Raw genomic sequence first — 19,338 nt, forward strand, 5'->3', positions numbered from 1 at the left:
GGCCCCCTGCCCCACCATGCCCGATGCCGTTCCCCGCCCCACCGTTGCCGCCCTGCGCGCGCGCATCGCCCATCTCGAGGGCGCGGAGACGCATGCCCGCGCAGTGCTGCCCTTCGGCGTGGACATGCTCGACCGCCGGATGCCGCAGGGTGGTCTGGCAAGGGGGTGTCTGCACGAGGTCGCGGGCGGTGGTGGCGGAGCGGTGGATGGCGCTGCAGCGGCGTGCTTCGCGGCGGGCATCGCCGCCCGGCTGCCCGGGCCGGTGCTGTGGTGCGTGACCCAGGCCGATCTGTTCGCCCCGGGGCTGGAGCAGGCGGGCCTGTCACCGGACCGGGTGATCTATGTCGAGGCGGGAGACGATACCGCGGTGCTGGCCTGCATGGAGGAAGGGTTGCGGCATGGCGGACTGGGCGCGGTGGTGGCGGATGTGGCCAAGCTGTCGATGACCGCTTCGCGGCGCCTGCATCTGGCCGCCAAGGTGTCGGGGACCACCGGCATCGCGCTCCGGCGCTGGCGGCGCCAGGCGGATGCCAGCGATTTCGGGCAGCCCACGGCGGCGATGACCCGCTGGCGGGTCTCGGTGCTGCCCTCGGCCCCCCTGCCCGTCCCGGGCGTCGGGCGGCGGCGCTGGCTGATCGAACTGATCCGGGCGCGGGCCGGCGAGTCCTTCGATCTCGAGCTGGAGGGTTGCGATGGCACGGGTCATCTCGGTCTGCCTGCCGATGTGGCCGATCGATCGGCTGCGTCGTCTGGCAGACAGCACGCCCTCGGCTGAGGCCCCGCTGATCCTGGTGGGCCGGGTCGGCAATCGCCGGGTGGTCACCGCCGCTTGCGAGGCGGCGATGGGCCTCGGCCTGCGCATCGGCATGCCGGTGAGCAAGGCGCAGGCACTGGTCCCGGACCTGCGCGTCGAGGCCGCCGATCCCCGCGCTGATCTGGAGGCGCTGGAGCGGCTTGGCCTGTGGCTGCTGCAGCGCATCGCCCCCATCGTGGAGGTCGATCCGCCCGACGGGGTGGTGATCGACGTCACCGGCGCGGATCACCTGCATGGCGGCGAGGAGGCGCTGCTGGAGATGCTGCTGGGGCGCCTGACCCTGTCGGGCATCACCGCACGCCTCGCCATCGCCGACACCTGGGGCGCAGCCCATGCGCTGGCCCGTCACCACCGCGAGAGCGCAGCCTGCATCGCCCTGCCCGGCGCCACGGCAGCGGTGCTGGCACCTCTGCCCCTGACGGCCCTGCGGCTGCCACAGGCCACCGTGGCCGGGCTGCAGGATCTGGGCTTCGCCACCATTGGCGACCTGATGGACACGCCCCGCGCGCCCTTGACCCTGCGCTTCGGCGCGGAGCTGTGCCGCAGGCTGGATCAGGCCCTGGGCGAGATGGCCGAGCCCATCGATCCCCTCCGCCCTGCGAGCTTGGTGGAAGTGCGCCGCAGCTTCGCCGAACCCATCGCCGCCGCCGAGACCATCGCCCGCTATATCGGCAAGCTGGTCGTGGATCTCTGCACCGCCCTGGAGGCCCGGGGCGAAGGGGCGCGTCGGCTCGACCTGCTCTGCTGGCGCGTCGACAACCGGATCGAGACGGTCCGCGTGGGACTGGCCGTGGCGCAACGCGACCCGAAGCGTCTGACCCGGCTGCTCTGCGACAAGATCCCCGGCATCGACCCGGGCTTCGGCATCGAGATCATCACCCTGACCGCCACCTTGGCCGAGCCGCTGGTCCCCCGGCAGGCCAGCAGCTTGCTGGAACAGGCCCCGCCCGACATCTCGGATCTGGTGGACATGCTGGCCAACCGTGTCGGCCATCGGTCTGTCTATCGCCTCAGCCCGGTGGCCAGCGACGTGCCGGAACGCTCGGTGGCGCGGATCGCCGCGCTGTCGCCGGATCAGGGCCTGGGCTGGCCCGGGCACTGGCCCCGCCCCTCCCGCCTGCTGCCCCGCCCCGAGCCGATCGACACCCTGGCGCTGCTGCCCGACCATCCTCCGAACTGGATCTCCTGGCGCGGCATCCGCCATCGGGTCCGCCGCGCCGACCGGCCGGAGCGGATCTTCGGGGAATGGTGGAAGCGCGACGCCGAGGCCCGGGCGGTGCGCGACTATTTCCGCATCGAGGACGAGGCTGGGCAGCGCTTCTGGATCTTCCGCGCCGGCGACGGCGAGGATGCCGCCACCGGCTCGCATCGCTGGTTCATCCACGGGATGTTCGGATGAGCTACGCAGAGCTGCAGGTCACCTCGCAATTCTCCTTCCTGCGCGGCGCGTCTTCAGCCGAGGAGCTGTTCGCCACCGCCGCGGCTCTCGGCATCCGCGCCATGGCGGTCACCGACCGCAACAGCCTGGCCGGGATCGTCCGCGCGCATGAGGCGGCGAAGGAGACCGGCGTGCGGCTGATCGTCGGCTGTCGGCTGGATCTGCGCTGCGGCATGTCGGTGGTGGTCTATCCCACCGACCGCCCGGCCTGGTCGCGGCTCTGCCGGCTCCTGTCCATCGGCAAGGCCCGGGCGGGCAAGGGGGCATGCCAGCTGGACTGGCCCGATCTGCAAGCCCATGCCGAGGGGCTGCTGGCCATCCTGATCCCCGACACCGGCGACGATACCTGCGCCCTGCGCCTGCGCCGGTTGCGGGACACGTTCGGCGACCGCGCGTATCTGGCGCTGACCCTGCGCCGGCGCCCGAACGACCAGCTGCGCCTGCACAAGCTGTCGACCCTCGCCGCCGGGATGGGCGTGGCCACGGTGATCACCAACGATGTGCTGTTCCACGTCCCGGACCGCCGCATCCTGCAGGACGTGGTCACCGCGATCCGCCACACCACCACCGTCGACGCCCTGGGCTTTCGCCGCGAGCGCCACGCCGACCGGTATCTGAAGGCCCCCGCCGAGATGGCGCGGCTGTTCCCACGCTACCCCGAGGCTCTGGCCCGGACCCGACAGATCGCCGACCGCTGCCGGTTCTCGCTGGACGAGCTGCGCTATCAATACCCCGAGGAACGCGACGACCCGGCCCTGACGCCTCAGGAGACGCTGGAAGCGCTGACCTGGGAGGGGGCCGCTGACCGCTACCCCGAGGGCATCCCGCCGGAGGTCACGACCAGCCTGAACCATGAACTTTCCCTGATCGCCCGCCTCGACTACGCCCCCTACTTCCTGACCGTGAACAGCATCGTCCGCTTCGCCCGCTCCCGGGGCATCCTCTGTCAGGGGCGCGGCTCGGCGGCGAACTCGGCGGTCTGCTATGTGCTGGGCATCACCTCCATCGATCCGGGCCGCAACGACCTCCTGTTCGAGCGCTTCATCAGCGAAGAGCGCCGCGAGCCGCCCGACATCGACGTGGACTTCGAGCATGAGCGCCGCGAGGAGGTCATCCAGTGGGTCTACAAGACCTATGGCCGCAGCCATGCCGCCCTGACCGCCGTGGTGATCCGCTATCGCTCCAAGGGCGCGCTGCGCGACGTGGGCAAGGCCCTGGGCCTGCCCGAGGATCTGATCCGCGCCATCTCCGGGCAGATCTGGTCCTGGGGCGAGGAGGGCATCAGCGACGATCAGCTTCGCGAGCTGGGCCTGAACCCCGGCGACCGGCGGTTGCGGCTGCTGCTCGACCTGGCCGCGCAGCTGCGCGGCGCGCCCCGGCATCTGTCCCAGCATCCGGGCGGGTTCGTGCTCACCCACGACCGTCTGGACGATCTGGTCCCCATCGAGCCCGCCGCGATGGCCGATCGGCAGATCATCGAATGGGACAAGGACGACATCGACGCGCTGAAGTTCATGAAGGTCGATGTGCTGGCGCTTGGCATGCTGACCTGCATGCGCCGCGGGCTGGACCTGATCGCCGCGCATAAAGGCATCCGTTACGACCTAGCCAGCATCCCGGCCGAGGACCCCCGCACCTATGCGATGATCCGCAAGGCCGACACGCTTGGCACCTTCCAGATCGAGTCACGTGCCCAGATGTCGATGCTGCCGCGTCTGAAGCCGCGGACCTATTACGATCTGGTGGTGCAGGTGGCCATCGTCCGCCCCGGCCCGATCCAGGGCGACATGGTCCACCCTTATCTGCGCCGCCGGGCCGGGCAGGAGCCGGTCCACTACCCCACCCCGGAGCTGGAGAAGGTGCTGGGCAAGACCCTGGGCGTGCCGCTCTTCCAGGAGCAGGCCATGCGCGTGGCCATCGAATGCGCGGGCTTCACCCCGGGCGAGGCCGACATGCTCCGCAAATCCATGGCGACGTTCAAGTTCACCGGCGGGGTGTCCAGGTTCCGCGACAAGCTGGTCGAGGGCATGGTCGAACGCGGCTACGACCGCGCATTCGCCGAGCGCACCTTCCGCCAGCTGGAGGGCTTCGGCAGCTACGGCTTTCCCGAAAGCCACGCGGCCAGCTTCGCGCTGATCGCCTATGCCTCGGCCTGGTTGAAATGTTGGCACCCCGACGCCTTCTGCGCGGCGCTGCTGAACAGCCAGCCGATGGGCTTCTACGCCCCCGCGCAGATCGTCCGCGATGCCCGCGACCATGGCGTCGAGGTGCGACCCATCTGCATCGCGACGTCGGACTGGGACTGCACGCTGGAGCCGGTGGGTGACCCCGGCGACGACCGCTTCACCGTCCGCCTCGGGCTGCGCATGGTCAAGGGGCTGGCCGAGGCTCACGCCGAGGCTATCCTGGCCGCCCGCGCCACCCGGCCCTTCGCCAACATCGCCGATCTCTGCCGCCGCGCGGGCGCGCCGATGGCCGCGCTGACCCGCATCGCCGAGGCCGATGGCTTCCTGCCCGCCTTCGATCTCGCCCGGCGCGAGGCGATCTGGGCTATCAAGGGCCTGCGCAACGATGACCTGCCACTGTTCGCGGCGGTAGAGCAGGATGCGCTGTTACCCGCCGGGCATGATGACGAGCCAGGAGCGCACCACCATCCCGCTCGGCAGGATCGCAGCCCGCGTGCCGTCGTCCCGCCCCTGCCCCATGTCGAACCCACCGTCTCCCTGCGCCCGATGGCTTCCGGGCGCGAGGTGGTCGAGGACTACAGTCATACCGGCCTATCCCTGCGCCGGCACCCGGTATCCTTCCTGCGCGCCGGCCTGACGAAGTGCCGTATCCGCACCTGCGCCGAGGCCATGGCCGCCCCGAACCGCCGCTGGATGGAGATCGCCGGCCTGGTCCTCGTTCGTCAGCGCCCCGGCTCCGCCAAGGGCACCATGTTCATCACCCTGGAGGACGAGACCGGCATCGCCAACCTCGTCGTCTGGCCAAAGGTCTTCGACGCCCAACGCCGCATCATCCTTTCCGCCGGGATGATCGCGGCAGCGGGGCGCGTGCAGCGCGACGGCGAGGTCGTGCATCTGGTCATCTACCGTCTCACCGATCTCTCGGCGGAACTGGCTAGCATCGGACAGCGCGGCGTGGCATTCCCCCTGCCCCACGGTCGCGGCGACGAGGTCCATCGCGGCGCGCCGGCGTCAGATCCACGCACCCCCGCCGCGGCGGGGGCGCAGGTTGCCCCGCCGCAAACGCCCAATCCCCGCGACATCTACATCCCGGACCTGCACATCGACAGCGTGAAGGTAAAGGCGAAGAATTTCCGGTGAACGCGCCTGTCAGCTGGAAGCGCTGATCCAAGGCCCACTGTTTCAGACGCAGACTTTTCACGGGTGCTGCTGGCTAAACCCCAAAGCCCCGTTGATCTCGGACTCGAACATCAGCGGGCCACTTTACTTGCACCAATGCCCGGCTCTCTGAGATGCTTTCGGCTCCCAGTTCTGCCTGCCAAAAGCGATGATACCAATTTGAACGCAGTCTCTGCTGTCATCCAGACCAAAAACGATTGTGATCTTCTGGCCGGCACCACCATGGCGGACGAGCCAACCATTGCCGATACGGGCGCCGGAATTTGGCGAACGCCCAATCTCCGCTACCAGGTTGTCGATTTCATCAAGTCGGCGCTCTGCAGCTGCTTTGCTGCCAGATACGGTTGCGACATGCTCTGCTATGGCCTGAAGATCCCGCCCGACATGCGGGTGATACGCGAACTGCATCACTCGGGAAGATCGAGCCCTGCGAGGTACGCCCGTGCTCCCGCGGTGAGTTGCTCGGCAGAGTCGACACGGATCCACTGACCAGGCGGAAGCTGCAGGCGCCGTTCGAGTTCTACCTCGAGCAGGGCCTTTTCGGTTTCGCGAACCCGTCGTGCGACCGCCAGCTCCCCGGATACGGCGGCACTGACATTGGGGTAATCCCCCTGCTTGACCAGATCATGAGCAAACGCAAAGGCTGCTTCCGTAAAACTGACTGTCTGCTTGTGGACGCTCATGATAGCTTCTCCCCATGGGTATTCCAACAGACTACCGCAGCGATCCTTTCTATGCAAGGTAGGAGCTGTTCTCTTGGCTTGCATGACTATGCGGGATAAAGCAGACTTCCGCACTGCAGCGGTGAAGGATGCTGTGCGGAAGATAGTGGACATTCGGCAGGAATCGCGCGGGAAGTTCTGGGACACAAGAAAGGCTATGTATCTGATACCGTCATCATCAACCGAACAAGCTCCGTGTTGATGAAGTAGTTGCTCTTTCCCGCCCGGTGTTTTTCCACAAAACCGTTTTTCGAAAGCGTATCGAGGTACCGTGCGGCTGTTTGTCGGGTGATGCCGAGTTCATTCTGAACGTATTCGATGCGCGTGTAGGGGTGCCGGAAAAGGTTGTTCAGAAGATCCTGACTGTAGAGCTTCGGAAGCTCCATTCGGAGGCGGTGCTTCACCTCATGCATCTGAGTGCCAATCCCATCAACCAGCAGTGTCGTGGTATCAGCCGTTTCGGCTACGGCCTCAAGCATGAAGATAACCCACTCCTCCCATGCGCTGTCATCTCGCACAGCTTGGAGGAGCCGATAGTAATTGCTCTTGTGACGCGTGATATGTCGCGAGAGGTAGAGGATTGGGATGTCGAGTAAGCCTGTACGGGTAAGGTAGAGCACATTCAGGATGCGTCCTATCCGTCCGTTTCCATCAGAAAATGGATGGATACTTTCGAACTGGTGATGGATCAGCGCCATCTTGATCAGTGGATCGAGATCCGAACGGTCATCATCATTTACGAACCGTTCAAGGTCCGTCATCAGCCGGATGATCTCGTTCGCATCCTGAGGTGGGATAAAGACGGTCTCTCCGCTTTTTTCGTTCCTCAAAGCAGTTCCGGGCGTCACCCTGAACGCATCGTCCCGATTCTTCAGTAGTCGGAACATGTCGATAAGCGTCGAGTTAAGAACCAGGCCGCCCGTCTCGATCAGTCTGCGGTGCCCAAGCCGCAACGCGTCGCGATAGCGCGCTACCTCTTTGGCAGCGGGTGACAGAGGATCGTCAGGGAACACATCAGCTTGAAACAGTTCGTCTTGGGTAGTGACGATGTTCTCGACCTCCGACGAGGCTTTTGCCTCCTGCAGAGCCAAGGTATCGATCAAAATACCCTGGTTCGGGATCGTTCTTGCCTGACCCTTCAGGTTTGCCAAAGCCCGTGACGCCCGGTTTAAGCTCTTTAGAACGGGCACCGTTTCCAGATCAATGGGAGGAGGCATCCGGGGAAGAATATAGGTCGGCTTTAACACGACATCACCAACGTGTTCGGTTAATCAGATTTATCTAACATGACAGCGCGCACATGTTTGGGAAAGACGCATTTTGCGAACATGACGAGAACTGGCGCGAGCTTGAAAAATGGCTGGGAGTACGCAGGCTTGGCCTTGCGATCCGCAAACACCTGCATCACAGCTTAATTACTGATAAAAAACGATAAAATAAGATAATTGCCACCTGTCAATTATTCCCGAGACTTCAGGAACAGGTCGATCGCAGCGCGCAATGATTCCTCAGACAGGCCCTCATCGAATTCCAATGTCACCTTACCGTTCCTACGCTGCATCGCGACGCCGCTTTCATGGATAATGCGCCGAGAAACAGTGGCGGACGGACGCGTGCGTTTTGGAGTGGTGACAGCAGCCTTTAGGCGGGCCAGGACCTGCGCGGCGGGAACTGGATCGCCCTTCCCTGCCCGCACAAGTTCCTGAGTCATGGCAAGATCACTCGCCACATTCATCACCGCCTCGCGCGTCTTCGGGTTGGTCAGCAAAGGCTTCAGCATCCGCGCGTGAAGCTCTTTTACGTCACGCAAAGATGCATACGCGGCGATGATTACGTCCGGCAGCTTCGCCAGTTGAAGGTAGCGCGAGAGCCAGCCCTCGGAGACCTCCAGCCGTTCCGCCATAGCTTTCTGCCGACCGCCATAATAAGTCTCCAACGCTCTTGCGTAGTCGCGGGCGCGTTCATAATCAGAAATATCCTCGCGGTCGCGGTTCTCTATGTCGGAGAGGCGGAAGGCTTCCTCGTCCGTCAATTCGCGTACATCGACCAGATACCGGAATTGTGGGTAGTTGTTTGCACGCAGCCAACTGATGGCGAAATGCCGACGTGCGCCACAGATTACCTCATACCCCCCGCCTGTCCGGCGGACGATAGCAGGAAATTCTTGCCGCCCCTGCGCCTTGATCGAGTTGATGAGGTCGGCGCAATTTTGGTCGTTTAACAGCGAATATTCGCGGTTGTGCCGTTCCCACATGACGCATTGCGCAGGATCGACCCAACGCAGCACCTTTTCCTCCCGTTCTCCGCTTTCAGCTAATGCGTTTGAACGTTTCAAAAATCGCGCCCCTGCTTTTTCCTCGGGCACGGCATTAGGCTCGAAGCTGTTCAGGATGTCGTCTATGGCGTTGTGACGTTTGCTCATAGCAGTCCCTCCTTGCGAAGCGCTTTGTGATGGCTGGGCCAAGTCTTGCGTGTAAGAAGTTCCACCTCACGTCCGACTGCATCCAAGTAGGCGCGACAGCGCTTGTGCGTTTCGGTTCTGGTTGCCGGTCCAGTCAATTCGTAAACCGTGGACAGGTTCGCAGTTGCATTGTCTATCTCGGCGCTGTCCTTCAACGTCGCTTGCAGCATATCCTGCGGGAACACCGCATCCATCATCCTTTTAATCGCAAGATGCGCAGACTTTTGATCGTTCATCTTTGAGGCAATAATTTTAACAAAACTATACTCGCGCGCGCCGCCATGTTCGGCGAGTTCCGACAAGGTCGACTCCATCATCTTCAGGAAATGTGCGGTCGATGCGAAATCAATATTGTTCGGCGGTGCCGGAATCAACAGTGCGTTCGCCGCCCGCAGAACCGAAAGCGACAACATGCCAAGCGCTGGCGGCGGGTCAAGCAGGATGATGTCGAACTGGTCAGCAATGCTTTCGACCCCATCCCTCAAGCGGTCGAGAATGAAAGTCGGCTCTCGCGCCATCCGGGCTGCAAATTCGTACTCCGCGTCGTAGAGCCCGAGGTTTGCGGGAATGAGTGCAATCCCCGGCCAATAAGTTGCCCGCAGGGCATAGTGAAGGGACTTTGGCCCACCATGGCGCAAAAATGGATAAAGCGTATCCTCCTCCTCATCTACATCGATGTCAGGATTTATCCCGAACATCGCAGTGGTGGACGCTTGGCTGTCGCAATCGATCACGCATACACGATAGCCTTTAAGCGCAAAGAACTGTGACAAGTGACTGACGATAGTAGACTTTCCGACACCGCCTTTGAAGTTCTGAACCGCAAGAACCAGCGCCGGATCATCGGTTGCGCGGTGAGGTAGCGTGCCGAACACATCCCGCATCTGGTTGACCTGCCCCAATGTGTAACCCGTTCGGCGTTTCGTTTCGGGATCTTTGTCTGGTTCCTGCAAACGACCGTCACCCTCAGCGTCACGGATTGCCTTTTCGGTGCGCCCCACCATCTCCGCAGCTGTTCGGACGTTAAAGCGAAGATTGAGCTGTTTTTCATGTCCTGGCGAGAAAACACGTTCCCGCAGGCGTTGGATAACGGTGCTTGCGCGGCTGGTGAGCTGCGTTAACTCTGTGAAACTTACGGTTGGAAGAACGGATGTCATGGCGCCTCACGTTACTTTGCGCGGATCATGCGCTATTTGGACGACACCGTAAAGTTCGGAAATTCTGAGATTGTGGTCAAAAAGCCGATAGTTGTGTTCATTGATGGCGTAGTTCGGATTTGTGGAGCCATTTATGGGGTCAGGGCAACCAATCTGTAAGATCTAGATAGGGGTTTTGGGATTCTTGAAATCTTGTAAGAATAAAAAAAACGTCTTGAGTTCAGATTCATAGATTCATTTTGTTCGTACACAGCTAAATAATTGAAAAATATTGGTTTTTGCGTATTTACCCTTACAGTTTGGGCGCCAATTCCTACGAATCGGGATGTCTGTTCTTACATATTGGGGCGGCATGCCATACGCATCGGGATGATCCGAGTCCTTACCTTTTGGGCAGCCGCCAGTTTGGTCGCGTTTCCATAAAAAAGAGCATTGTTGTCAAAGTGTTGTAGTACTGTACTGCGCTGTCCTCCAATGTAACCCTTACGTTTCGGGTGCAATCCCTCCGACCAAGCGGGAAGCGGTTGAAATCTTACGCCGCTGACGATACAAAAGTAAGAGTTGGGGAGTAAGAAAATGGCCGAGAAATCTTATCGCACCGTCGAAGTCCGCCCCAATGCCGAAAGCATTATCAAGCCGGGCGAACTAGTCGATCTAGTCGAGGTCACACCGCTGACCCTTAATGACCGTCGCATCTACAACCAGCTTCTCGAAAACGCATGGGACGCGATCGATAAACCCGTCAGCCATGTCATAGCCAAATCTGCCTTGCGTGGCTCTCATAACTCCAACGACCGTATCGGCGAGAGCATCGAGCGGCTTATGTCTGCAATCGTTAAAGTCGCCGTCACCTGGGATGGTGAATCCGCTATCGAACGCGTGCAACTTTTGGGTGGCAATGTTGAGGCAAACCGCGCCGACGGGTTGCTTGAATACGAGATTCCTTCGCGTCTGCGACGTATCATCTCCAATTCCACCGTCTTTGCTCGTCTTCAGCGCGAGGTGATGTTTGCACTATCCTCTAAGTACGCGCTTACCCTTTACGAGATGGTCCAGAAGCGCGGGAACCTTCGATGGCGCAGTTCCGAGAAATTTGCGCTTGAAGCGTTGCGTGGCGTGCTTGGCGTGCCAAAAGGCAAGCTCACTTCATGGTCGAACCTGAAGCTGCGAGCAATTGATCCGGCGGTCGCTGAGGTCAACGCGCTGTCCGATTTCATGGTCGCGATCGAGCCTATTAAGACAGGTCGCAGCGTGACGCATGTCGAACTCCGTTGGTGGCGCAAGGATGATGACGCAGCAGGAGCTGCTGACCGTGCGCTGCAGTACTCAAAAGTTGGTCGCAAAGTACGCGCCGAGGAGCGTGAGGGTAGAGCGCGACCAGCTTGGCTCGACACGCGCGGGCTGCCCCTTCGCACTGATACGTATGAGACAGCACGGATGCGTCACCCAGGTTACGACATCTACTTCATAGAAGGCGAATGGCGTGCATGGGCAAAGGGCAAGCCCGACGCTGCCAATCCCGACCGCGCCTTCCTTGCCTTTTTTCGCAAATATGCCGAGGCCAATCCATTGTAATTGCCAATTGGCAATTACTGAAAATATGTTTTGTTTACATCGACCTCCTTGCAGGATGAGCGTTCTTGTAGAGACCGAGCAAGCGTGCTGCTCGGTAGGCGAGTAAACCGGGTATAACGCGCGTTCTCGTATAGCAAATCACGTGCCAGCCCACCTCGTGCGGGGCCCGCGCTTTAGCGTGCAGGTGTTGAACGAGGCAATGATAAATTGCCGTCGCAAGGCAGGACTTGACTGGGATAAAACTGCCAGTTTTTTAGCCGGAGTCCGGGCGTTTTGCTCAGTTGAGGGTGTGATCTAGCGTACTCATGAGGTCGGTCGCGCGATGGCTGAGCGCTACGGGTTTTCGGTGTATGACGCGATGATCGTCGTCGCGGCCCTGATCTCTGGCTGCACTACCACTCTGGACTGAAGACATGCATGCGGGGCTGCTTGTCGAAGGACAGCTGCGACTGGTTAGTCCGTTCGCTTGACCGTTTTCTCGGACAGCATTCCCAACTTCTCTGCCTGTGCCAGCAGCATCTTGACCGACGAGGGTTGCCACGTTGTCCGCCCGCGTTGCGTGCGCTCGCGCATCGCCTCCAGGCGATTGCAGATGGCCTGAAGGGTAATTTGGGGGTCAGCTCCCTTTATCGAGCCACGATCGCTGGCAGACGGCTATCGCCAACACGCCGGGCGGCACGCCCGAGTACCAGTTCGGGCAGGAGACCGTCACGGACATAGGCCCGTACAGCCCTCAGAAGCCTCGGCCGCGTCCATTGTCGGCTATGGGGCAGGGAGGCGTCTATAAGCCGCAGGATATCTTCTCAGGCCATGTGTGGGCGCAGCCTGCGAACCTGTGGAACCCAATCCGCTGCAGTCTGCGCCACGCGCTCCATGTAGCCGTCACGCCGCGCCAGGCGGACCTTGCGAAGCGCCGCCGGATTTTGGGCACACAGCCCGGGATTTCTGCCGGTGCGGCCTTCGAGACGTGCGCTGACCAGTCCTGCCTTTGTGCGCTCGCGGATCAGGGACCGCTCGAATTTTGCCGCCGCCCCAAGCACCTGGAGCCTAAACTTACCCTAGGGCGATGCCGTATTGATCGGATCCTCGAGCGACCAAAGAAACCCTCCCTTTGCTTCGAGTTTCTCGATGACCTCCAGCAGATGCGAGAGGGAACGGGCTAGTCGGTCGATCCGAACGACGGCCAGCGTGTCTCCTTTGCGGATACCGTCCGGGACGCTCATCAGGACGGGGCGGGCACGATTGCCTCCGGAGCCGTGCTCCTCGCGAACGACTGAGCAGCCTAGGGCTTTCAGAGCCTGGGCTTGCGGCAGCAAGGTTTGATCATCCGTAGAGACGCGGGAATAGCCGATCAGGGACATGGGAAGGGCGATTTTGCAATCTTTATTTATGTAAATAAACGACCGTTTGTAAACAGAAGCAAGCAAGCCGGCATCGTTCTTATGCCGTGTTTCACTGGCGAATGAAGGCCGCTTGCGGGGTATTTGATGCGCACGTAGCCATTCAGGAAGATCCTGCAACCGACCCTCTGAAAATACATCAGTGCTCTTCATAAAGGTGCTAAGATGGTGCTTGAGGTTGTCTAGATACTGGGTTCAAACTGAAAAAAAAGGCTTCGCTCATCGATCAGATGCCGTCCCTCGCTGATCCCCAGCCCTGGCTTGCCGCACAGGCGGCTCAAGCCTCTGCACTGGCAGATGCGGCCCGCGATCTCGGGCGGCTAGAGGCTACGTTGCTGGCGCTGCCCGCGGCGGAGGCCGCAGGGGCCCGCGAACGCCTGATCCACATCGAGGTCGAGGCGATGCTCCGGGCGCAGGGGCTGATGCTGGGTCGAGACGAGATCGGCCGCGAACTGATGGAGGCCCGCGCGGCATCCGACCCGGAGGCGTTGCGTCTGGCGCGGTGGGCTGTCCGCCGGCTGGAAGGGCAGGGGGCTTTGATGGACCTGCCGGCCTTTCTGGGGCTACACCGCCGCGCCGCATCCGATGAGCCATCGGCGACCAGCATGGACCTGCGCCTCCAGGGCAGGGAGTTCGATGGCGCAGCCGTTGAGTTCCTGGCGGCCGTCGATGCCTTCGCGGCGTTGCATCCGCTGGCGTGTGGCCCTGCGGCTCTCGCCCTATGGCGCATGGCCGAGCTGTCTCCACCGGGGCAGGTGGTTGAGCCGGCTGTCTGGTCGGCGCGCCACATGGCGGCAGGGGCCGAGGGGTTGCGCTTCGTCCCCTTTGGCCGGCATGGGCGGCGGGTCTGGACCGGCTATGGTCCGCCCGCGGATCGGCTCACCACGCATCTTGCCGCGCTGCGCGCCGGTGCACAGGAGGCGCGGGCGCTGATCCTGCGCATCGGGGCCTGGTCCGAGCGGGCCCGGGCCGCCACTTCCGGCATCAAGGGCGACAACGCCGCCCGGGTCATCGCGGTGCTGGCAGCCCGACCCTTTGTCTCGGCCATGGAGATAGAGACGCGCGCCGGCATCAGCCGCCCCACGGCCGAGCGCATGCTGAAGCGCCTGAACGATCTCGGTCTGACCCGCGAGGTGACCGGCAATCGCAGGTTCAGGCTGTGGGCCATCGAAATATGATCGTATCATGCCTTTGCGCTGCAGCACCTCGACTGCAGCCTGGGTGCAGATACCGCCACGGGATGGCGAAACACCGGAGGGCCAGATGACACGCACGCCGGACGCGAAGACGCCCCCGCATCAAAAGCCAACCGTTCTGAAAAGCGACAGTCGTCAGACCAACTGGCGCCGGGCCAATCTGTCGAAGTATCGCGCCCATCTTGCCGTGCAACGCGCGCTCATGTCAGGCCAGTTGCAAAAGCAGCCCTGCGAGGTCTGCGGGGCGAGCGTCGTCGACGCCCATCACGACCGCTACGACCAGCCTCTCGATGTCCGCTGGCTGTGCCGAACCCATCACGTCAAGCTGCACCATTACGGCGAGGACATGTTCCCGATTGGTGGCATGTCGCGAGAGCAAGACTGATGAGATGGACGTCTGGTCCTGGTTGGATCAGCGATCGCGGTGCCCGCGATCACCATATCTCACGAAGAGCAGCGTCTCGGCGGCCTGGTAGTATTGACGCAAGGAGCCCATTGCCGCCTTTCGGCCTGTCGGCCTAGGCTTTCAGTGGTAAGGGCAATCCGGAGGAAGCAACGGATGAAGTCGATCAAGGCAGGATGCCTAGACATCCACTACCATGAGGTTGGGCCGGAGGGAGGCGAGCCGGTGATCCTGCTGCATGGGTTTCCTTATGATGCCCATGCCTACGATGCTGTAGCCGCAAACCTCGGCGGGCGGGGATATCGCTGTCTCGTCCCCTACCTGCGGGGCTATGGCCCAACCTGCTTTCTTTCGCCTCTCACGATGCGCTCAGGTCAGCAGGCGGCGCTAGGGGCCGATCTCCTGGCCTTCATGGATGCGCTATCCATTGGTACTGCTTTTCTCGGAGGATACGATTGGGGTGGGCGTGCGGCATGTATCGTCGCTGCACTCTGGCCCGAGCGGGCGCGCGGCCTTGTGAGTTGCGGACAGGGCTACAATATCCAGAACATTGCGAATGCCGCCAACCCTGCCCCCGCAGTCGTGGAGGCCCGCTACTGGTATATGTATTATTTCCATACCGAGCGGGGCCGCGCCGGATTAATTCACAGCAGGCGCGATATCTGCCGCCATATCTGGTCGCTTTGGTCGCCAAGCTGGCGGTTTAGCGATGTGGTATGGGACGCAACTGCCCCCTCCTTCGACAACCCTGACTTCGTGGAGATTGTGCTGCATTCCTATCGCCACCGATTTGGCGGCATTCCCGGTGATCCAGCCTATGATGACATCGAGACGCAGCTGGCCGCTCAGCCTGACATTTCCGTCTCTTCCATTGTTCTTCAGGGCCGGGATGATGGGGTTGATCCGCCAGTAGCAGAAGATTGCGATCATTCGCATTTCACCGGTTTCTATGAACGCAGGATTATAGACAGCGCAGGCCACAACCTGCCGCAAGAAGCACCAGAGGAATTTGCCGCTGCGATAGTGGCATTGGCAGAGAAACATTAAGCATCTGACTGCTTCGTCCCGATAGCTGCAGGCTATGCGGTGCAGAGGCATCGACGTGAAGGAGCCCTTTGCGGACGGTCAGAGGTCGTCTATAGGTGAAGGCCACGCGTTTCCAATCAAGAAATTCCTATGGTCAAAGCAAATGTCATCCGTGCCGCCCAAGAACAGGATGTGGAGGGGATGACCCGAGTCCTTAACGAGACCATATTGATCGGCGTAACAACAGCGCATGACCGCGGCTTCGACTATGACCGAATGCTCGACGTATTCATCTCGCCGCCACAAGGAATTTCCTGTTATGTCGTTTGCGAAGGTAGCTGTGTGCTTGGGTTCCAAGCGCTTAAGTGGGCCAACCAGGACTGGCCCGGCGAAAACACACTACCACAAGACTGGGCAATTATCTCCACTTACGTGAAGCAAAGCCATCATGGCAGAGGCGTAGGCGCAGCACTGTTCGTGAAGACGCTTTTGGCTGCGAGAACTGCAAGAGTCCGCTGGATAGACGCGACTGTTCGACGCAAAAATATTGAGTGTTTGGCTTTCTATGCCTCACTCGGTTTTGAGGATTATAAGTTGGAACAGCTAACGACTTCTAAGTGCCGCGTGCTTGGGGGTGGATGAGAAGATTATCCATTGAAAGCCGGGGATGATCCTTTCGTCTAACGCTCTTGAGCAGGTCTATCCGAGAGAGACTGCTTCGTCCCGCATAGCTGCCGGCGATGGGGCTGCACGCCATCGACGTGAAGAGCCCACTGCGGCCATTGCTGCGGACGTCCTGACAACTCAATATCGTCTCTGCTGTATCTCAGGAGGGCGACATGATCCGGCAGGCCACGGCCCACGATGAAGTGCAGATTAGGGAATGCGCTGAAAAGGCGTATGAGCGGTATGTTCAACTGATCGGACGAAAACCGGCACCGATGGTCGCTGACTTTGCCACTCATACCAACAGCCCTAAGCTCTGACTCACGGGATTCCCTTCGACCTGAAAATCTGAATCATTGCCATCAAGAGATGGAGGTTCTGATGGCGATTGAGATCACTCGAACGGATATGTCGACAAGTGAGCTTCGGGCGGCGGCGGCGCGCACAAAGGATGCAAAAGCGGTGCGGCGGATTTTGGCGATCGCTCTTGTTCTGGAGGGCGCGGATCGCAAGACGGCGGCGGAGGCCTGCGGCATGGACCGGCAGACCCTGCGCGATTGGGTTCATCGCTACAACGCCGAGGGGATCACCGGTCTGTCGAACCGGTATTGGGCAGGCCCGACGCCGCTCCTGAACTCTGAGCAGAAAGCGGAACTTGCCCGGATGGTCCGTGAAGGGCCTGACCTTGAGGCCGATGGGGTGGTCCGCTGGCGCTGCGTCGATCTCAAGCGCAAGATCGAAGATCGCTTCGGCGTGGTCATGCACGAGCGGACGGTCGGCAAGCAGCTGGCAGCCCTTGGCTTCCGCCGCCTTTCAGTGCGCCCACAGCACCCCAAATCCGACCCGTTGGCACAGGAGGCATTTAAAAAAACTTTGCCGCTACGGTAAAGGCCGCCCTGCCGGAGACGGCGCACGGGAAGCCATTGGAGGTGTGGTTTCAGGATGAAGCACGCGTAGGTCAACAGGGGACGCTCACCCGGACCTGGGCCGAGTGCGGAACCCGGCCTCGTGCGCCGCGCGACACCCGCTACAAATGGGCCTATATCTTCGGCGCCGTCTGTCCATCGCGCGCCACGACCGCGGCACTTGTCATGCCACGTGCCGATACCTCGGCCATGAACGCTCATCTCGCTGAAATCGCGAAAACCGTCGCGTCGGGCGCCCATGCCGTGCTCGTGATGGACGGCGCCGGCTGGCATAACTCCAGCGCTCTGCGCATCCCCGACAACATCACCATCGTGACGCTTCCGCCCTATGCGCCAGAGCTGAATCCGGTTGAGAACATCTGGGCCTATCTGCGCGCAAACTGCCTCGCCATCACCGTCTTTGACACCTACGCAGACATTGTCGACCGATGCTGCAGCGCATGGAACGCCTTCGCAAACGACCCCGAGCGCGTCCGATCGATTGCCACGCGTGAATACGCAAAAGGGGTCAGTGCTTAGGGCCGTTGGTATCAGATCGCTGACGGCGACGTGTTCGTTGCGATAGATGACCAAGGCGGATTTCAGGGCTTTATCGTTTTTTATGCCGAAGAAAGGCATATTCTTCTCGAGAATGTAGCTGTCCTTCCTCGTGCAGCTGGGCGCGGTGTAGGGAAGGAACTCGTCAATTTCTGTGAGAATGCCGCGCGAGAACGGGGTCTAGGTGCCGTTAAGCTCTACACAAACGAGAAGATGACCGAAAACCTATCGATCTACCCAAAGCTTGGATATGCCGAAGTGGGCCGCCACACCGAGGACGGCTTCAACCGAGTTTACTTCGAAAAGGTGCTCACCTAGCAACAGCAGCTCCGTCCCGCATCGCAAACGGATGAAGGCGGCGGCTGAGGGGCAGCTATGCGGGACCGAGCAGACAGTGATCAGCGCTGTTGAAATGCAAGTCGGATACCAAGAGCGCAATATAGGGTGCCCACCACTTTTCCTTGCCAACGCTGGATGGCAGGGTTGCTGCGCAAGGTTGCTCCGATAGTTCCTGCACCGACCGCTACCAAGAGCGTGGCAGCAGTCCCCATCACTACGAACAGCAGACCAAGCACCAAGAGCTGCAGGGCGACATTTCCCTGATCGGGGGCAACAAACTGCGGCAGGAACGCTAAGAAGAACATGGCCGATTTCGGGTTCAACACCTCAGCGAGACATGCCTGACGAAATGCTTTGCGCGGAGTGATCAGTGGCAAATCAGGCTGGCCCTGAAAAGAAGTCCGCTCGAAAATGCTACGGAGACCAATGTAGATCAGATATCCAGCGCCCAGCAATTTCACTGCCAGAAAAGCATTGGCAGACGCCATGACGATGGCCGACACCCCTATCACGGCCAGCAGAGTGTGGATTACATCTCCCAGGCCAATGCCGAGGCTCGTCGCTACTCCCGCCCGAGTCCCCGAGGTTGAAGCACGTGCCAAAGTCAGCAAAATCGACGGCCCCGGAAAGAAGACGAAGCCGACCAGCACTGCGAGGTAAGTCAGAAGCACAGTCATTTCGGGCATCGCCATCTCCTTTTTCACGCTGTGCAGATGCTAAGGACTAGGGCGACCGTCCGTAAAGGGCTCCTTGCGTCGATGCTACCCGGCCGCCGAGAGGCTGCTTTTCGAGAGATATGGTGATCGCGGGCACCGCGATCGCTGATCCAGCGGACAGCCGGCTTCCGCTTCGCTTTGGCACCGCTGACGATTTTTCATTTCATTGGTCAGCCCGCCACCCGGCCGGCGATCTGAGCACGGGCTCTGGTGCCGCTGCGCGTCAGCCTCCACGGAAAAATCCGGTTCCTCCCACGTGGCACCAGGCTCAAGCGTATCGGCGACCACCAAAGCCTTCACCTCAGTCGGCCACCGGCGATGGCCAGATGCATAGATCTCGACGCCTTCGGCGCAACAAGGCGGCCGCCGTTTACATATGTTGTTCAAACGGGGAGCAAAGCGGGCATTTCGACAGCAATGTTGCACGAAATTTCCGCACCTGGTTTGAATTGGGGACCGCCTGCTTGGCTCAGCCTATCTAATCGGTGAATGAGGGTGAGCAGGGTCCGGCGCAACGGCGCGTCATGGGCTTGGTCGCGACGATGCGGCAATTTTTGAAATCGTGCCTCTGCTCGATGGTCTTTCAAGGCTGTCGTT

17 protein-coding genes and 2 pseudogenes are annotated in these 19,338 nt (G+C 61.1%); 12 read left to right on the top strand and 7 right to left on the bottom strand.

The window, feature by feature from the left end:
• Positions 1-16: 16 nt before the first annotated feature.
• Genes E4191_RS17430 through E4191_RS17440 form a run of 3 tightly spaced genes read left to right on the top strand, consistent with a single transcriptional unit; the run spans position 17 to position 5,578 of the window.
• On the top strand, positions 17-775 hold the full coding sequence (locus E4191_RS17430; RefSeq protein ID WP_139615735.1) for an ImuA family protein: 759 nt from the start codon (positions 17-19) through the stop codon (positions 773-775).
• The gene (locus E4191_RS17435) at positions 693-2,213 is read left to right on the top strand and encodes a Y-family DNA polymerase (protein ID WP_139615736.1); all 1,521 of its coding nucleotides are present in this window, start codon (positions 693-695) and stop codon (positions 2,211-2,213) included. Before E4191_RS17430 ends, E4191_RS17435 begins: the two co-directional genes overlap by 83 nt.
• Entirely contained in the window at positions 2,210-5,578 is a 3,369-nt protein-coding gene (locus tag E4191_RS17440) for an error-prone DNA polymerase (protein ID WP_139615737.1), read from the top strand. Before E4191_RS17435 ends, E4191_RS17440 begins: the two co-directional genes overlap by 4 nt.
• 123 nt (positions 5,579-5,701) lie before the next feature.
• Here E4191_RS17440 and E4191_RS17445 read toward each other — a convergent pair whose 3' ends face one another.
• The 5 genes from E4191_RS17445 to E4191_RS17465 all read right to left on the bottom strand — a co-directional run bounded on the left by E4191_RS17445 (position 5,702) and on the right by E4191_RS17465 (position 9,957).
• On the bottom strand, positions 5,702-6,025 hold the full coding sequence (locus E4191_RS17445) for a type II toxin-antitoxin system RelE/ParE family toxin (RefSeq protein WP_139615765.1): 324 nt from the start codon (positions 6,023-6,025) through the stop codon (positions 5,702-5,704).
• Positions 6,025-6,300: a hypothetical protein gene (locus E4191_RS17450; RefSeq protein ID WP_139615738.1), complete on the bottom strand. Its 276-nt coding sequence runs from the start codon at positions 6,298-6,300 to the stop codon at positions 6,025-6,027. The genes E4191_RS17445 and E4191_RS17450 overlap by 1 nt, the downstream gene beginning before the upstream one ends.
• A gap of 194 nt (positions 6,301-6,494) precedes the next feature.
• Positions 6,495-7,586, bottom strand: coding sequence for a Fic family protein (locus tag E4191_RS17455; RefSeq protein WP_139615739.1), 1,092 nt, complete (start codon positions 7,584-7,586; stop codon positions 6,495-6,497).
• Between the two features lie 212 nt (positions 7,587-7,798).
• Positions 7,799-8,761, bottom strand: coding sequence for a ParB/RepB/Spo0J family partition protein (locus E4191_RS17460; protein ID WP_139615740.1), 963 nt, complete (start codon positions 8,759-8,761; stop codon positions 7,799-7,801).
• A complete protein-coding gene (locus E4191_RS17465; protein WP_139615741.1) occupies positions 8,758-9,957 on the bottom strand; it encodes an AAA family ATPase in 1,200 nt (399 codons plus the stop codon). Before E4191_RS17465 ends, E4191_RS17460 begins: the two co-directional genes overlap by 4 nt.
• A gap of 576 nt (positions 9,958-10,533) precedes the next feature.
• On the opposite strand from E4191_RS17465, the gene E4191_RS17470 reads away from it, so the two are divergent.
• On the top strand, positions 10,534-11,532 hold the full coding sequence (locus E4191_RS17470) for a replication initiation protein (protein ID WP_139615742.1): 999 nt from the start codon (positions 10,534-10,536) through the stop codon (positions 11,530-11,532).
• Between the two features lie 130 nt (positions 11,533-11,662).
• Positions 11,663-12,002, top strand: a pseudogene (locus tag E4191_RS24750) (PIN domain-containing protein).
• Here E4191_RS24750 and E4191_RS17475 read toward each other — a convergent pair.
• A pseudogene (locus tag E4191_RS17475) lies at positions 11,986-12,893 on the bottom strand (recombinase family protein). The pseudogenes E4191_RS24750 and E4191_RS17475 overlap by 17 nt on opposite strands.
• Before the next feature lie 371 nt (positions 12,894-13,264).
• Here E4191_RS17475 and E4191_RS17480 point away from each other — a divergent pair.
• The 7 genes from E4191_RS17480 to E4191_RS17510 all read left to right on the top strand — a co-directional run bounded on the left by E4191_RS17480 (position 13,265) and on the right by E4191_RS17510 (position 18,004).
• Positions 13,265-14,110, top strand: coding sequence for a helix-turn-helix domain-containing protein (locus E4191_RS17480; RefSeq protein WP_176562792.1), 846 nt, complete (start codon positions 13,265-13,267; stop codon positions 14,108-14,110).
• An 85-nt stretch (positions 14,111-14,195) separates the two neighbouring features.
• On the top strand, positions 14,196-14,513 hold the full coding sequence (locus E4191_RS17485) for a hypothetical protein (RefSeq protein ID WP_139615744.1): 318 nt from the start codon (positions 14,196-14,198) through the stop codon (positions 14,511-14,513).
• A gap of 174 nt (positions 14,514-14,687) precedes the next feature.
• The gene (locus E4191_RS17490) at positions 14,688-15,578 is read left to right on the top strand and encodes an alpha/beta fold hydrolase (protein WP_139615745.1); all 891 of its coding nucleotides are present in this window, start codon (positions 14,688-14,690) and stop codon (positions 15,576-15,578) included.
• A gap of 129 nt (positions 15,579-15,707) precedes the next feature.
• Positions 15,708-16,199 carry a GNAT family N-acetyltransferase gene (locus tag E4191_RS17495; RefSeq protein WP_139615746.1) on the top strand — a complete coding sequence of 164 codons (492 nt, stop codon included), beginning with the start codon at positions 15,708-15,710 and terminating at the stop codon, positions 16,197-16,199.
• Between the two features lie 197 nt (positions 16,200-16,396).
• Positions 16,397-16,543 carry a hypothetical protein gene (locus E4191_RS17500; RefSeq protein ID WP_407947084.1) on the top strand — a complete coding sequence of 49 codons (147 nt, stop codon included), beginning with the start codon at positions 16,397-16,399 and terminating at the stop codon, positions 16,541-16,543.
• 58 nt (positions 16,544-16,601) lie between these two features.
• A protein-coding gene (locus E4191_RS17505; protein WP_135314351.1) for an IS630 family transposase occupies positions 16,602-17,668 on the top strand; the annotation gives its coding sequence in 2 pieces (ribosomal slippage) (positions 16,602-17,088 and positions 17,088-17,668; 1,068 coding nt in all).
• A 30-nt stretch (positions 17,669-17,698) separates the two neighbouring features.
• A complete protein-coding gene (locus tag E4191_RS17510; RefSeq protein WP_228461808.1) occupies positions 17,699-18,004 on the top strand; it encodes a GNAT family N-acetyltransferase in 306 nt (101 codons plus the stop codon).
• Between the two features lie 80 nt (positions 18,005-18,084).
• On the opposite strand, the gene E4191_RS17515 is transcribed toward E4191_RS17510, so the two are convergent.
• Positions 18,085-18,711: a LysE family translocator gene (locus tag E4191_RS17515; protein ID WP_176562794.1), complete on the bottom strand. Its 627-nt coding sequence runs from the start codon at positions 18,709-18,711 to the stop codon at positions 18,085-18,087.
• Between the last annotated feature and the right edge of the window lie 627 nt (positions 18,712-19,338).

Source organism: Paracoccus liaowanqingii (assembly GCF_004683865.2).
Classification (GTDB): domain Bacteria; phylum Pseudomonadota; class Alphaproteobacteria; order Rhodobacterales; family Rhodobacteraceae; genus Paracoccus; species Paracoccus liaowanqingii.

What these genes read in the sequence shown, in the direction of transcription:
- E4191_RS17470 (WP_139615742.1), top strand. Translation starts at nt 10,534, where the DNA reads ATGGCCGAGAAATCTTATCGCACCGTCGAAGTCCGCCCCAATGCCGAA.
- E4191_RS17515 (WP_176562794.1), bottom strand. Translation starts at nt 18,711, where the DNA reads ATGCCCGAAATGACTGTGCTTCTGACTTACCTCGCAGTGCTGGTCGGC.
- E4191_RS17500 (WP_407947084.1), top strand. Translation starts at nt 16,397, where the DNA reads ATGATCCGGCAGGCCACGGCCCACGATGAAGTGCAGATTAGGGAATGC.
- E4191_RS17435 (WP_139615736.1), top strand. Translation starts at nt 693, where the DNA reads ATGGCACGGGTCATCTCGGTCTGCCTGCCGATGTGGCCGATCGATCGG.
- E4191_RS17430 (WP_139615735.1), top strand. Translation starts at nt 17, where the DNA reads ATGCCCGATGCCGTTCCCCGCCCCACCGTTGCCGCCCTGCGCGCGCGC.
- E4191_RS17450 (WP_139615738.1), bottom strand. Translation starts at nt 6,300, where the DNA reads ATGAGCGTCCACAAGCAGACAGTCAGTTTTACGGAAGCAGCCTTTGCG.
- E4191_RS17445 (WP_139615765.1), bottom strand. Translation starts at nt 6,025, where the DNA reads ATGCAGTTCGCGTATCACCCGCATGTCGGGCGGGATCTTCAGGCCATA.
- E4191_RS17460 (WP_139615740.1), bottom strand. Translation starts at nt 8,761, where the DNA reads ATGAGCAAACGTCACAACGCCATAGACGACATCCTGAACAGCTTCGAG.
- E4191_RS17465 (WP_139615741.1), bottom strand. Translation starts at nt 9,957, where the DNA reads ATGACATCCGTTCTTCCAACCGTAAGTTTCACAGAGTTAACGCAGCTC.
- E4191_RS17440 (WP_139615737.1), top strand. Translation starts at nt 2,210, where the DNA reads ATGAGCTACGCAGAGCTGCAGGTCACCTCGCAATTCTCCTTCCTGCGC.
- E4191_RS17485 (WP_139615744.1), top strand. Translation starts at nt 14,196, where the DNA reads ATGACACGCACGCCGGACGCGAAGACGCCCCCGCATCAAAAGCCAACC.
- E4191_RS17495 (WP_139615746.1), top strand. Translation starts at nt 15,708, where the DNA reads ATGGTCAAAGCAAATGTCATCCGTGCCGCCCAAGAACAGGATGTGGAG.
- E4191_RS17490 (WP_139615745.1), top strand. Translation starts at nt 14,688, where the DNA reads ATGAAGTCGATCAAGGCAGGATGCCTAGACATCCACTACCATGAGGTT.